The organism is Pseudomonas sp. Emmai, from assembly GCF_055179735.1.
This window is the reverse complement of record NZ_CM143685.1, coordinates 2,443,564-2,458,004: the sequence shown is the minus strand read 5'-3', so window position 1 is coordinate 2,458,004 and position 14,441 is coordinate 2,443,564. Positions and strand designations below refer to the sequence as shown.

The 14,441-nt window shown below is 61.3% G+C and carries 9 protein-coding genes and 1 pseudogene; 4 read left to right on the top strand and 6 right to left on the bottom strand.

Annotation, left to right across the window (positions count from 1 at the left end):
* Nucleotides 1–17: 17 nt before the first annotated feature.
* On the bottom strand, nucleotides 18–1,934 hold the full coding sequence (locus ACY4LX_RS11155; protein ID WP_463259899.1) for an ATP-binding cassette domain-containing protein: 1,917 nt from the start codon (nucleotides 1,932–1,934) through the stop codon (nucleotides 18–20).
* A 213-nt stretch (nucleotides 1,935–2,147) separates the two neighbouring features.
* On the opposite strand from ACY4LX_RS11155, the gene ACY4LX_RS11150 reads away from it, so the two are divergent.
* Entirely contained in the window at nucleotides 2,148–4,076 is a 1,929-nt protein-coding gene (locus ACY4LX_RS11150) for a transglycosylase SLT domain-containing protein (protein ID WP_463259898.1), read from the top strand.
* A gap of 161 nt (nucleotides 4,077–4,237) precedes the next feature.
* On the opposite strand, the pseudogene ACY4LX_RS11145 reads toward ACY4LX_RS11150, so the two are convergent.
* Nucleotides 4,238–4,792: pseudogene (locus ACY4LX_RS11145) on the bottom strand (Fic family protein); the annotation flags it as partial.
* 18 nt (nucleotides 4,793–4,810) lie between these two features.
* Nucleotides 4,811–6,598 (bottom strand): ABC transporter transmembrane domain-containing protein, encoded by a 1,788-nt coding sequence (locus tag ACY4LX_RS11140; protein ID WP_463259897.1) that lies wholly within the window; start codon nucleotides 6,596–6,598, stop codon nucleotides 4,811–4,813.
* A 255-nt stretch (nucleotides 6,599–6,853) separates the two neighbouring features.
* Here ACY4LX_RS11140 and ACY4LX_RS11135 point away from each other — a divergent pair, with 255 nt between their 5' ends.
* On the top strand, nucleotides 6,854–7,033 hold the full coding sequence (locus ACY4LX_RS11135; RefSeq protein ID WP_149660509.1) for a PA1571 family protein: 180 nt from the start codon (nucleotides 6,854–6,856) through the stop codon (nucleotides 7,031–7,033).
* Nucleotides 7,034–7,157: 124 nt separating this feature from the next.
* Here the strand turns inward: ACY4LX_RS11135 and pdxB are convergent, their stop codons facing one another.
* On the bottom strand, nucleotides 7,158–8,300 hold the full coding sequence (gene pdxB, locus ACY4LX_RS11130) for a 4-phosphoerythronate dehydrogenase PdxB (RefSeq protein ID WP_149660510.1): 1,143 nt from the start codon (nucleotides 8,298–8,300) through the stop codon (nucleotides 7,158–7,160).
* A 208-nt stretch (nucleotides 8,301–8,508) separates the two neighbouring features.
* On the opposite strand from pdxB, the gene ACY4LX_RS11125 reads away from it, so the two are divergent.
* Nucleotides 8,509–9,918, top strand: coding sequence for an MATE family efflux transporter (locus ACY4LX_RS11125; RefSeq protein WP_463259896.1), 1,410 nt, complete (start codon nucleotides 8,509–8,511; stop codon nucleotides 9,916–9,918).
* Here the strand turns inward: ACY4LX_RS11125 and tusA are convergent.
* Complete coding sequence (tusA, locus tag ACY4LX_RS11120) at nucleotides 9,915–10,166, bottom strand: sulfurtransferase TusA (RefSeq protein ID WP_123403368.1); 252 nt, start codon at nucleotides 10,164–10,166, stop codon at nucleotides 9,915–9,917. The genes ACY4LX_RS11125 and tusA overlap by 4 nt on opposite strands.
* 192 nt (nucleotides 10,167–10,358) lie before the next feature.
* Nucleotides 10,359–11,432, bottom strand: a complete 1,074-nt coding sequence (rlmM, locus tag ACY4LX_RS11115; RefSeq protein WP_133836750.1) for a 23S rRNA (cytidine(2498)-2'-O)-methyltransferase RlmM — start codon at nucleotides 11,430–11,432, stop codon at nucleotides 10,359–10,361.
* A 210-nt stretch (nucleotides 11,433–11,642) separates the two neighbouring features.
* On the opposite strand from rlmM, the gene acnA reads away from it, so the two are divergent.
* The gene (gene acnA, locus ACY4LX_RS11110; protein ID WP_149660512.1) at nucleotides 11,643–14,384 is read left to right on the top strand and encodes an aconitate hydratase AcnA; all 2,742 of its coding nucleotides are present in this window, start codon (nucleotides 11,643–11,645) and stop codon (nucleotides 14,382–14,384) included.
* The last annotated feature ends 57 nt before the right edge of the window (nucleotides 14,385–14,441 follow it).

The following is a 14,441-nucleotide window of genomic DNA, read 5'->3' as shown; positions in this document are numbered from 1 at the left end:
TATTGCCGCAGGATCAATCAGGCATCCAGCTCGGCCCAACGCTCGACCATCACCTCGAGTTCAGCCTGCAATTGCTCAAGCTGAGCAATCACTGCCGCGCTCTCGGCAGCCGGACGCAGGTAGAAACCGGCGTCGGCCATCTGCGCTTCAACCGTCGCAATCTGCTGTTCCATGGCTTCGATCTGGCCCGGCAACATTTCCAGCTCACGCTGCAACTTGTAGCTGAGTTTCTTCTTCGCCACCGGCGCTTCCACCGCAGCAACAGGTGCAGCTTCGACGGTCACGACCGCGGAGGTCAGGTCGGCCTTGCCGGACTTGCTCTCGGTCACGCCCAGCAGGCGCGGCGAGCCGCCCTGACGTAGCCAGTCCTGATAACCACCGACGTATTCGCGAACCTTGCCTTCACCTTCGAAGACCAGGGTGCTGGTGACCACGTTGTCGAGGAATGCCCGGTCGTGGCTGACCATCAGCACGGTGCCGTTGAAGGTCAGCAAGACCTCTTCCAGCAGTTCGAGTGTTTCCACATCGAGGTCGTTGGTCGGTTCGTCGAGGACCAGCAGGTTCGCTGGCTTGCTGAACAATTTGGCCAACAGCAAGCGGGCACGCTCACCACCGGACAGCGCCTTGACCGGCGTGCGGGCACGCTGCGGGCTGAACAGGAAGTCGCCGAGGTAGCTCAGCACGTGACGGCTCTGACCATCGATATCGATGAAGTCGCGACCTTCGGCCACGTTGTCGATCACGGTCTTTTCCAGGTCCAGCTGATGGCGCAACTGGTCGAAGTAGGCCACGTCGATGCGCGTGCCCTCTTCCACGGTGCCGCTGGTGGGCTGCAGACCGTTGAGCATCAGTTTCAGCAAAGTGGTCTTGCCGGTACCGTTGGCGCCCAGCAGACCGATACGGTCGCCGCGCTGCAGGACCATCGAGAAGTCCTTGATCAGGAACGGGCCGCCCGGGTGAGCGAAACTCACGTTCTCGAGGACCATCACCTGCTTGCCGGACTTGTCAGCGGTATCGAGCTGAATGTTGGCCTTGCCGGTGCGCTCACGACGCTCGCTGCGCTCATTGCGCAGGGCTTTCAGGGCGCGGACGCGGCCTTCGTTACGGGTGCGGCGCGCCTTGATGCCCTGGCGGATCCAGACTTCTTCCTGGGCCAGTTTCTTGTCGAACAGCGCGTTGGCGGTGTCTTCAGCGGCCAGCGAGGCTTCTTTGTGCACGAGGAAACTGGCGTAGTCGCCGTTCCAGTCGATCAGGCCGCCGCGATCCAGTTCGAGGATGCGGGTGGCGAGGTTCTGCAGGAAGGAACGGTCGTGCGTGATGAACAGCACGGCGCCCTGGAAATCCTTCAGCGCTTCTTCGAGCCACGCGATCGCACCGATGTCCAGGTGGTTGGTCGGTTCGTCGAGCAGCAGCAGGTCCGGCTCGGAAACCAGGGCCTGGGCCAGCAGGACGCGGCGACGCCAGCCGCCGGACAATTCGGCGAGGGTTTTGTCGGCGGGCAATTGCAGACGGCTCAAGGTGCTGTCGACCAATTGCTGCAAACGCCAGCCGTCGCGGGCTTCGAGGTCGTGCTGGACGTGCATCAGTTTGTCCAGGTCGGCGTCGGTGACGATGTTCTGGCTCAGGTGGTGATACTGCGCGAGCAGCTCGCCGACACCGTCCAGGCCTTCAGCCACCACGTCGAACACGGTCCGCTCGTCGGCTACCGGCAGTTCTTGCGGCAATTCGCCAATCTTGAGGCCAGGTGAACGCCAAACAGAGCCGTCATCGGGCTTCTGGTCGCCCTTGACGAGCTTCATCATGCTGGACTTGCCAGTGCCGTTGCGGCCGATGATGCACACCCGCTCACCACGGGCGATCTGCCAGGACACCTTGTCCAACAACGGCGTAGAGCCGAAAGCAAGGGACACATCGCTGAATTTGAGCAGGGTCATGAGCTTCTCCAAAAACCGGGCGCGCATTCTACCTGACTTGAGGCTTCAGAAGGCCGGCAATTTCACCTGTGTAGCACTCTGCATGACAATTGTTGCGATCTTGCACCGACAGGCCGGCAAAGCTTTCGCCCATTGCTGGCAAAAGGCTAAGCTACAGATTATTCAGTGCCGGCCCTGTCAGCACTTGTCATGATTTTTCTGCCCGGATGTCTCATGCGCAGTCGCCTTTTCAGTCTTTTATCGTGTTTTCTGCTTTCTGCCGCTGCCGCTCAATCAGTCCAGGCGGTCGACCTGTCCACCCAACGCCAGTATTACGATGAAGCCAAGCGTGCCTTGGCCAAAGGCGATTCCGAGCCTTATTTTCGCTATAGCCAGGCACTCAGCGATTATCCGCTGGAACCATACCTCGCCTATGACGAACTGACCGCGCGCCTGAAAACCGCGAGCAATGCCGAAATCGAGAAATTCCTCGCCGAACACGGGGACCTGCCCCAGGCCAACTGGATGAAGCTACGCTGGTTGCGCTGGCTGGCGGATCGCGGTGACTGGGCGACCTTCGTCAAGTATTACGACCCCAAGCTCAACTTCACCGAACTGGACTGCCTGAATGCGCAGTATCAGATCGGGCATAACCAGAAAGCTGTCGGTTACGCCAATGCCGACAAACTCTGGCTGACCGGCAAATCCCAACCCGCGGCCTGTGATGGCTTGTTCGGGATCTGGGCCGCCGAAGGTCAATTGACCGAACAGAAACGCTGGGAACGCACCAAACTGGCAGCTCAGGCACGCAATTACCCGCTGGCCAACAGCCTGGTAAGCGGCCTGACCACCCTCGCCCCGCGCGGTCGCTTGTTGGTGGATGTGGCGCAGAAACCCGAACTGCTCAATCAGCCGTCGCGATTCAGCCCGGCCGATGAACCGATGTCCGACATCGTCAGCCTCGGCTTGCGTCGCCTGGCCAAGCAGGACCCGGACAAGGCCATGGACCTGCTCGACGGTTACGCCAGTAGCATGCACTTCTCCCGCGATGAAAAAGTCGCCATTGCCCGGGAAATCGGCCTGACCCTCGCCCGGCGTTTCGACCCCCGCGCGCTGGACGTGATGACCAAGTACGACCCGGAACTGCGCGACAACACCGTGTCGGAATGGCGCCTGCGCCTGCTCTTGCGTCTGGCCCGTTGGGACGACGCCTATCAGTTGACCCGTCGTTTGCCGAAGGACCTGGCCATCACCAACCGCTGGCGCTACTGGCAGGCCCGCAGCCTGGAACTGGCGCAACCGCAGAACCCGGAAGCGCAGACGCTTTACAAAGGCCTCGCCCGCGAACGTGATTTCTACGGCTTCCTCGCCGCCGACCGTTCGCAATTGCCCTACTCGCTGATGAACAAGCCGTTGGTGCTCAGCCAGGCGATCATCAACAAGGTGCGCAACACCCCCGGCATACGTCGCGCCCTGGAATTCCACGCCCGTGGGCAGATCGTCGACGGTCGTCGCGAGTGGTACCACGTCAGCCGTCATTTCAACCGTGACGAGATGGTCGCCCAGGCCAAGCTGGCCTATGACCTGAAATGGTACTTCCCGGCGATCCGCACCATCAGCCAGGCGCAGTACTGGGACGACCTGGACATCCGCTTCCCGATGGCCCACCGCGAAACCCTGGTGCGTGAAGCCAAGGTCCGTGGCCTGCATTCGAGCTGGGTGTTCGCCATCACTCGCCAGGAAAGTGCCTTCATGGACGACGCCCGTTCCGGCGTCGGCGCCAGCGGCCTGATGCAGCTGATGCCCGGCACCGCCAAGGAAACCGCGCGCAAGTTCAGCATCCCCCTGGCTTCGCCGCAGCAAGTGCTCGACCCGGACAAGAACATCCAGCTCGGCGCCGCCTACCTGAGTCAGGTCCACAGCCAGTTCAACGGCAACCGCGTCCTCGCCTCCGCCGCCTACAACGCCGGCCCCGGCCGCGTGCGCCAGTGGCTGCGTGGCGCTGATCACCTGAGCTTCGACGTATGGGTGGAAAGCATCCCGTTCGACGAAACCCGCCAGTACGTGCAAAACGTGCTGTCGTACTCGGTGATCTACGGCCAGAAGCTGAACTCGCCGCAACCGCTGGTGGATTGGCATGAGCGGTATTTTGATGATCAGTGACCGGTAATGCCGGTCACGCAGGAGCTGCCGAAGGCTGCGATCTTTTGATCAGCTCCTAAAAAAAATGCCCGCATCGATTGATGCGGGCTTTTTTATAGCGCGTTAGAAGCGAAGATCAAAAGATCGCAGCCTCGTTTCACTCGACAGCTCCTACACCGCGCCTACGCCGATCCTGCTCGTACGAACGTCTTGCCGGTTTTGGTCAGGCGGTACCGTTGAGCTGGACTCTTAGGTGAGTCGGGATCAGTCATTTCGATCAAACCGGCGGCTAATGCGGGCTTGAGGTAGTTAGCTCGAAAGGTCGCCTTGTGAGCCAGTCCGACCTCTGCCATCAACTCATTGACCTTGAGTGAGCTGCCGTCATGGAGCACCCGAAGCAATTTTGCAACATGGTCGGTTACTTGGTCGGTTACTTGGTCGGTCATCGGTTCGCTCCGCGCTGCTTCGGCGAGCGCGAGACTCATTGCCTGGAGCATGAATTCAACAAAAGGCGTCGACTCGGCCATCTGGTCGGCCGCCGACAGCGCAGCGTAATAGGCATCCTGCTGCTCACGAATCACCGCTTCAACCGGCAAATACGCCAACACGGGTCGCCACTGACTGAGGATCAAAGTCTGCCAGAGCCGCCCCATCCGTCCATTGCCATCGGCAAAGGGATGGATAAATTCGAATTCGTAATGAAACACACAGCTGATGATCAGCGGATGCCAGTCAGAGTCGCGCCTACACCGCGCCTACGCGTGAAGATCGAATTCGGCCTTGCCGTCGTTGAACTGCAACGCCGCCAGCCGCGCATACAACGCGTTACTCGCCACCAGTTCCTGGTGCGTGCCCACTGCCACCAGTTTCCCTTGGTCCATCACCGCAATCCGATCCGCGTTTTTCACCGTGGCCAGGCGGTGGGCGATGACCAGGGTGGTGCGGTTTTTCATCAAGCTAGGCAGGGCTTGCTGGATCAGGTGTTCGCTTTGGGCGTCGAGGGCGCTGGTGGCTTCGTCCAGCAGCAGGATCGGCGCGTCCACCAGCAACGCCCGGGCGATGGCCAGGCGTTGGCGCTGGCCGCCGGACAGACCGAGGCCGCCGTCGCCGAGGTGGGTCTGGTAGCCGTCGGGCATTTGTTCGATAAAGTCGTGGGCGTAGGCGATTTTGGCGGCTTCCTGGACCTGGGCCAAGGTCGCGGTGGGATTGCCGTAGCGGATGTTTTCTTCGATGCTGCCGAAGAACAGCGCCGGGGTTTGCGAGACCAGGGCGAAGCAGCGGCGCAAGTCCAGCGGATCGAGCTGAGTCAGCGGCACACCGTCGAGCAGGATGCGCCCGTCGGCAGGATCATAAAACCGCAGCAGCAAGTCATACACGGTGGACTTGCCCGCGCCGGATGGCCCGACCAGCGCCAGGGTTTCCCCCGCGTTGATCGTCAGACTCAAGCCATCGACAGCAAAGCTTTCGGGACGCGACGGGTAGGAAAAGCGCACATCCTGCAATTCCAGATTGCCCTTGACCCGCTCGGGCAAGGTCACCAATCCCGTGGTCGGCGGCTGGATGATGTTTTCCGAGCGCAACAATTCGGCTATCCGCTCCGCCGCACCGGCCGCGCGCTGCAACTCGCCGATCACTTCGCTCAAGGTGCCGAAAGCGCTACCGACGATCAGGCTGTAGAAGACAAATGCCGCCAGTTCACCCGCAGAAATCCGCCCGGCAATTACGTCCATGCCGCCTACCCACAACATCACCCCGACCGCCCCGAGCACCAGCACGATCACCAGGGTTATCAGCCAGGCCCGCTGGAAGATGCGCTTGCGCGCGGTGTTGAACGCCTCTTCTACGGTCACCGCGAAACGTCGCTCGTCCTGGACTTGATGGTTATAGGCCTGCACGGTTTTGATCTGGCCGAGAGTTTCGGCGACGTAGCTGCCGATGTCGGCAATCCGGTCCTGGCTCAGGCGTGAAAGGCTGCGTACCCGGCGACCGAAGATCAGGATCGGTGCGACCACCAAGGGCAAGGCAATCACCACAATGCTGGTGAGCTTGGGATTGGTGATAAACAGCAGCACGATCCCGCCGATCACCATCAGCAGATTGCGCAAAAACAGCGACAGCGACGAGCCAATCACCGATTGCAACAGCGTGGTGTCGGCCGTCAGGCGCGATTGGATCTCGGAGCTGCGATTGTCTTCATAGAACCCCGGATGCAGGTAAACCAGATGATTGAACACCTGCCGGCGAATATCCGCGACAACCCGCTCGCCGATCCACGACACCAGATAAAAACGCGCGAAAGTGCCGACGGCCAGACCGAGCACCAGCAACATGAACAAGCCAATCGTCTGGTTAAGCAGGTGTGCCGACTGCGTCATGAAGCCCTGATCCACCAACAGGCGAATACCCTGCCCCATGGACAAGGTAATGCCTGCCGTGACGATCAACGCGAGCAAGGCACCCAGCGCCGGCCAGCGATACGGCGCAAGAAAATGACGGGTCAGGCGCAGGGCACGGCGGTGACGGGAAGAGAGCATCGGGTTCATCCAGGTTCGCAGCCCAAGCGATGGATAGGGCCAGCCTACACACTCAATGGGGTGGAACTCTGTAAATCACAATGAGTCAGGTTAATTATGCTCGCCAAGACTAGCGGCTAGACGCTATTGGTCTAATGTCCGGGTGGCAAGGTTCAAGCATTTCTGATGGACTGGTATTGCCGTCCGGAAGATCGCAGGGAGTTGTCACAGCCCGGTCACATGGCGGATTCAGAGTAAGCACACAACCTGATGAGGAGACAGGCCATGTCCTTGCAAAACAGCAGCGAAGACAAGATTCAAGTGATCCGCACACAGCCCGACCAGTCTCTGGGTTGCTCGATTATCGATAAGGATGGGCGCGAAGTTCCGATCACTGAAGACATGATCCAGGACGCGTGCCGTGAACTGGAACAGCGATTGGTCAAGCCTGCCGAACAAAAGTGATATAGCCACCGTCTTCTTGACCCGGCCCAGGTTGGCCGGGTTTTTTATGGGTGTTCGTCAGGAGATTGCGGCGCGGCCTTCGCTGCAGGAGCGAGGCTTGCCCGCGAAAGGGCCAACGCGGTCCCTAGACAGCCGTCGCGCCCAACGCCGCCACGATCTGGCGCAACACCGGCGAATCCCCTTCAATCCGCACCTGCAACCCATCAATCTCCCGGCGCGCCGGATAATGCTTGCGCAGCGCATCGAACGCCGCGCGCTGCTCGTTCACATTACCGACAAGGCTGCGGCGAAAATCGGCATCGTCGCGGCGCGGGTCGTACACGCCGCGGCACACCATTGCCAGCGCCCAGGCCGGGTCACTGTCCGCGTGCAAGGTCACGTGGGACAACCACGGCGCCGGCAGCAAATCGCTGAGGCTGACCTGGGCCGGTTGACCGAGGAAATCGCAATACGCCTGATAGATCTGCGCCGTGCCGCGCTGTTTGCCGTCGAGGCTGTAACCGGCGATGTGCGGGGTCGCCAGCACGCAGAGGTCAGCCAGCGCCACGTCGACCTCGGGTTCGCCCTCCCAAACGTCCAGCACCGCTTGCAGGTCTTCACGTTGCAGCAACACCTGGCGCAGGGCGGCGTTATCCACCACCGGCCCACGGCTGGCGTTGATCAGCCAGGTGCCGGGCTTGAGTCGGTTCAACCGGGGTTTGTCGAACAGGTGCCAGGTCGATTGCGCGCCATGCTTCTTCAACGGGGTGTGCAGGCTGATGACGTCGCACTGCTCGATGATCTGTTCGAGGCTGACAAATTCGCCGCCCTCCGCCGCTTGCCGTGGCGGATCGCAGACCAGCACGTTCCAGCCCAGACCTTGCAAGACCTTGACCAACCGCCCGCCCACTTCACCGGCACCGACGACACCGTAGGTGCGCTGATTCAGGTCGGCGCCTTCGATTTCGGCGAGGGTCAGCAGGCTGCCGAGCACATAGTCGACCACGCCCCGGGCATTGCAGCCGGGGGCGCTGGACCAGGTGATGCCGGCCTGCTGGAAGTAATCCAGGTCCAGGTGATCGGTTCCGATGGTGCACGTGCCGACAAACTTCACGTTGCTGCCTTCGAGCAAGGCGCGGTTGACGTTGGTCACCGAACGCACCAGCAGCACATCGGCCTGTTCAACCGTCGCACGGTCAATGGAACGCCCCGGCACCCGGCGAATTTCGCCGAAACCTTCGAAGAAGGCATCAAGCAGCGGGATATTTTCATCGGCAACAATCAGCATGGCGAGGCTCCTTTGGCGGATCGGCAGTTTAGGCGCAGAAGGTGGGATCGGCCAGCGAGTATTCAGGATCGCCGCATGCCTGTGTGGCGAGGGATGGCGAAACGTCGAAACGGATTACAAATCCCTAACACAGCTCTTTTCCTGACTGGCGCGTCAGCAGGTAGAATGCGCCGCCCTCGCGCATCAAATACCCCTGGACGCTTCGCCCTTGAATTCCGTGACTGATCGCCCCGCTGCAACCGCCCTCACCCGCCCTGCCCGGATTCGTCTGGAGCTGAAAACCCTGTTCGCCCTGGCGCTGCCGATCATGATCGCGCAACTGGCGACCACCGCCATGGGCTTCGTCGATGCGGTGATGGCTGGTCGGGTCGGGCCGCGAGACCTGGCGGCCGTGGCGCTGGGCAACTCGATCTGGGTGCCGGTGTTTCTGTTGATGACCGGCACGCTGCTGGCGACCACACCGAAAGTCGCCCAGCGCTTCGGCGCCGGCACCCACAGCGAAATCGGCCCGATTGTGCGCCAGGCTCTGTGGCTGGCGCTGGTGGTGGGTTTGATGGCGACTGTCATGCTCATCGCTGCCGAACCGATCCTGCACCTGATGAAAGTCGATCCGGAACTGATCGGCCCGTGCATGCAATACCTGCACGGCATTGCCGCCGGTTTGCCTGCGGTCGCGTTCTATCACGTGTTGCGCTGCTTCAGCGACGGCATGGGCCGCACGCGCCCGGCGATGATCCTCGGCCTCTGCGCCCTGGCGCTGAACATCCCGCTCAACTACGTGTTCATTTATGGTCACTTCGGGGTGCCCGCCATGGGTGGCGCCGGGTGTGGCTGGGCGACGGGGATTGTCATGTGGTTCATGGCCCTCGGCATGGTGGCCTATACCCACTGGGCCCCCGCCTACCAGAAAAGTGAACTGTTCAGCCGCTTCGACTGGCCACAGTGGTCGGTGATCAAACGCCTGCTGGGCATCGGCCTGCCGATCGGTATCGCGGTGTTCGCCGAATCGAGCATCTTCGCGGTGATCGCCCTGCTGATCGGCAGCCTTGGCGCGACCGTCGTCGCCGGGCACCAGATTGCGCTGAACGTCAGCTCCCTGGTGTTCATGATTCCTTACTCGCTGGGCATGGCCGTCACCGTGCGCGTCGGCCAGGCACTCGGTCGCAATGAACCACGGGAGGCACGCTTCGCCGCCGGTGTCGGCATGGGCAGCGCGTTGGCCTATGCCTGCCTGTCGGCGAGCATGATGTTTTTGCTGCGCGAACACATTGCAACCATCTACACGACAGACCCGACGGTGATTCATGTCGCGGCGATGTTGATTGTGTATTCGGCGCTGTTTCAGTTTTCCGATGCGATCCAGGTCACGGCAGCGGGTGCGTTGCGCGGCTATCAGGACACGCGGGTGACGATGATCCTGACCTTGTTCGCCTATTGGGGGATTGGTTTGCCGGTGGGCTACGCCCTGGGCCTGACTGACTGGCTCGGCGCGCCGAGTGGCCCGAGCGGGCTGTGGCAGGGTTTGATCGTGGGCTTGAGTTGCGCGGCGCTGATGCTGTCGATCCGCCTGGCGCGCAGTGCACGCAAGCGGATCCGCATCAGCAAGTCGATGGGTTAAGCGAGTTTCTTGCGGATCCAGTAGAGGTAGGTGCCTGCCTCTTCGTGCTGGCCGACCAGTTCATGGTCGAGGAACACGCAAAACTTGGGGATATCGCGACGGGTCGACGGGTCGGTGGCGATCACCTTCAGCAAGCCGCCGGGCGCCAGGTCACGGATGTGTTGGTGCAGCATCATCACCGGCTCCGGGCAGTTGAGGCCGGTGGCGTCGAGGGTGCCGTCTACCGGCGTATCAATCATTTCACTCATGATTCACTCCTGAAACTGGCCGGCATTGTCGCGCATTGCCGGGTGTTCGGTCATCTACGGCTGATCGCCTGATCGTTCCCACGCTCTGCGTGGGAATGCCGCCTGGGACGCTCCGCGTTCCGCTTCCGGATGTGACGCAGAGCGTCACGGGATGCATTCCCACGCAGAGCGTAGGAACGATCGGCGTACGAATCAGCGGGACTTGGGTTTCTTTACATCAATCCGGCGCAAATGGCAGGTCACTTCTTCACGGTCGTGGTACAGCTGCTTACAGCCGATCTCAACCTTGATCCCGCGCTCCTTGAACCCCTCGGCGATGCGCTCGAGCAAACGCTTCACTTCCGCGTAACGCTGTTTCATCGGCAGCTTGAGGTTGACCACCGCTTCGCGGCAATGCCCTTCGCCGATCCACTCTTCGAGCATCGCGGCGTTGCGCGCCGGTTTCTCGACGATGTCGCACACCATCCAGTCCACCGGTTGCCGGGGCTTGAAGGTGAAACCGTCGGCCATCAAGTGCTGCACCAGGCCGGTGTCCATCAGGCTTTCGGCCATCGGGCCGTTGTCGATGGCGGTCACCAGCATGCCACGGTTGACCAGCTGCCAGGTCCAGCCGCCCGGCGCGGCGCCGAGGTCGACGCCGGTCATGTCGCTGTGCAGGCGCTCGTCCCACTGGTCGCGAGGGATGAAATGGTGCCAGGCCTCTTCCAGCTTCAGGGTCGAACGGCTTGGCGCGTCACGCGGGAACTTGAGGCGCGGAATGCCCATCGGCCACATCGCCGAATTATTCGACTCGGCCAGGCCGACAAACACTTCGCGGCCACTCTTGAAGGTCAGCAACAGACGCGGCTTGCTGGCGTCTTCCACCAGTTTGCCGGCGGCCATCAGCGCCTTGCGCAGGTGGCCTTCGAACTTCTTGCAGAAGTTCGACAGTTCCTTGCCATCGTTGGTGTCGACCATTTCCAGCCACAGGCTGCCACATACCGGGAAGTCGACGATGTGCGCGAGGATCACGCTGATGCGGTCGGTTTCCGGCAGGTCAATGAACATCCCGCGCGCCCATTGGCGCGGGAAGATCAGCTCGGCGAAACGCTGGCCACGCATCAGGCGCGCGGCACCGTCTTCTTCGGTGCAGATGAATTCGGCGCAGGCGCTGGCGGTCTTGGCCTTGGCATAACCGGCCACGTTCAGCCGTGCGGCGTGTTCGGAAATCTCGGAACAGACTTCGCCTTCGAAGCCCGGCCGGCAGTGCATAAAGAGGGTGTTCATTGAATCTCCTGGGCAATCGGCAATGATCGATGCGCAAACTTGCCCTGTAGCAAAGCCTGTCACGAAAACCGGCGCATGATAGCCGAGTTCGGAACCTTGGACTTGTCGATAGAGTCCAGTTATTAGCCAGCTACTTAAAACAGGGCTAGGTTAAAGGCTCTGTTTGTCCCGTCAGTCCGTAGCCGTGCGGACCCAAAGGAGTCATTTCAAATGCCGTCCCTCGATAGCCTGAAAACCCTTAAAACCCTGCAAGTCGACGACAAGACCTACCACTATTTCAGTCTGCCCGACGCTGCCAAGAGCCTCGGTGATCTCGACAAGCTGCCAATGTCGTTGAAAGTGCTGCTGGAAAACCTGCTGCGCTGGGAGGACGAAAAAACCGTCACCGGCGCCGACCTCAAGGCGATTGCCGCGTGGCTCAAGGAGCGCCGCTCCGACCGCGAAATCCAATACCGCCCGGCCCGGGTATTAATGCAGGACTTCACCGGCGTGCCCGCCGTGGTCGATCTGGCCGCCATGCGCGCCGCCATGGCCAAGGCTGGCGGCGATCCACAGCGGATCAACCCGCTGTCCCCGGTGGATCTGGTGATCGACCACTCCGTAATGGTCGACAAATTCGCCAGTTCCAGCGCCTTCGAACAGAACGTCGACATCGAAATGCAGCGCAACGGCGAGCGTTACGCCTTCCTGCGCTGGGGCCAGAGTGCCTTCGACAACTTCAGCGTGGTGCCGCCGGGCACCGGGATCTGTCACCAGGTCAACCTGGAATACCTCGGGCGCACGGTCTGGACCAAGGACGAGGACGGCCGCACTTACGCGTTCCCCGACACCCTGGTCGGCACCGACTCCCACACCACCATGATCAACGGCCTCGGCGTGCTCGGCTGGGGCGTGGGCGGGATCGAAGCGGAAGCAGCGATGCTCGGCCAACCGGTGTCGATGCTGATCCCGGAAGTGATTGGCTTCAAACTCACCGGCAAGCTCAAGGAAGGCATCACCGCCACCGACCTGGTGCTGACGGTTACGCAGATGCTGCGCAAGAAAGGCGTGGTCGGCAAATTCGTCGAGTTCTACGGTGACGGCCTCGCCGATCTGCCGTTGGCCGACCGCGCGACCATCGCCAACATGGCCCCGGAATACGGTGCCACCTGTGGCTTTTTCCCGGTGGACGACGTGACACTGGACTACCTGCGCCTGTCCGGCCGCCCACCCGAAGTGGTCAAACTGGTCGAGGCCTACACCAAGGCCCAGGGCCTGTGGCGCCTGCCGGGCAAGGAACCGATCTTCACCGACAGCCTGGAACTGGACATGGCCAGCGTCGAAGCCAGCCTCGCCGGACCCAAACGCCCGCAGGATCGCGTCTCGCTGCCGAACGTCGCCCAGGCCTTCAGCGATTTCCTCGGCCTGCAGATCAAACCCACCAGCAAGGAAGAAGGTCGCCTGGAAAGTGAAGGCGGCGGTGGCGTCGCGGTGGGCAACGCCGACCTGATCGGCGAGGCGGACTACGAGTCTGAAGGCCACACCTATCGCCTGAAGAACGGTGCGGTGGTGATCGCCGCGATCACCTCCTGCACCAACACCTCCAACCCGAGTGTGATGATGGCGGCCGGACTGGTGGCGAAGAAAGCCATCGAGAAAGGCCTGAAACGCAAACCGTGGGTCAAGAGCTCCCTGGCGCCGGGCTCGAAAGTGGTCACCGACTATTACAAAGCGGCAGGCCTGACCCAATACCTCGATGAACTGGGTTTTGCCCTGGTCGGCTACGGCTGCACCACTTGTATCGGCAACTCCGGGCCGTTGCCGGAGCCGATCGAGAAAGCGATTCAGAAAGCCGATCTGGCCGTGGCCTCGGTGCTGTCCGGTAACCGCAACTTTGAAGGCCGGGTGCATCCGCTGGTGAAAACCAACTGGCTGGCCTCCCCGCCCCTGGTTGTCGCTTATGCGCTGGCCGGCACGGTGCGCATCGATATCAGCAGCGAACCCCTGGGCAATGACCAGAACGGCAACCCGGTGTATCTGCGCGACATCTGGCCGAGCACCAAAGAGATTGCCGACGCGGTGAATCAGGTCAACACCGCGATGTTCCACAAGGAATACGCCGAAGTGTTTGCCGGAGACGAACAGTGGCAGGCGATTGAAGTGCCGCAGGCGGCGACTTATGTGTGGCAGGAGGATTCGACCTACATCCAGCATCCGCCGTTCTTTGATGACATCGGCGGGCCGTTACCGGTGATCCAGGACGTGAAGAAAGCCAACGTGCTGGCGCTGCTCGGCGATTCGGTGACCACCGACCACATCTCCCCCGCCGGCAACATCAAGGCCGACAGCCCGGCCGGGCATTACCTGCGCGAGAAAGGCGTGGAACCAAGGGACTTCAACTCTTATGGCTCGCGTCGCGGCAACCATGAAGTGATGATGCGCGGCACCTTCGCCAACATCCGCATCCGTAACGAAATGCTTGGCGGCGAAGAAGGTGGCAACACCATTTACATTCCGACGGGCGAGCGCCTGCCGATCTACGACGCCGCCATGCGTTATCAAGCGTCGGGCACGCCGTTGGTGGTGATCGCCGGGCAAGAATACGGTACCGGGTCGAGCCGCGACTGGGCCGCCAAGGGCACCAATCTGCTGGGGGTGAAGGCGGTGATCGCCGAGAGCTTCGAGCGGATTCACCGTTCCAACCTGGTGGGCATGGGCGTGTTGCCGTTGCAGTTCAAGCTGGATCAGAACCGCAAGAGCCTGAACCTGACCGGCAAGGAGACTGTGGATATTCTGGGTCTGACCGGCGTTGAAGTAACGCCGCGCATGAACCTGACGCTGGTCATCACCCGTGAAGACGGCAGCAGCGAGAAGATCGAGGTGTTGTGCCGGATCGATACGCTCAATGAAGTGGAGTACTTCAAGGCCGGGGGGATTTTGCATTACGTGTTGCGGCAGTTGATTGCCTCATAGGCATCGTTGCTGACAGAGACACCGCCTTCGGGCGGTGTTTTTGTTTGTGCGGTTTAC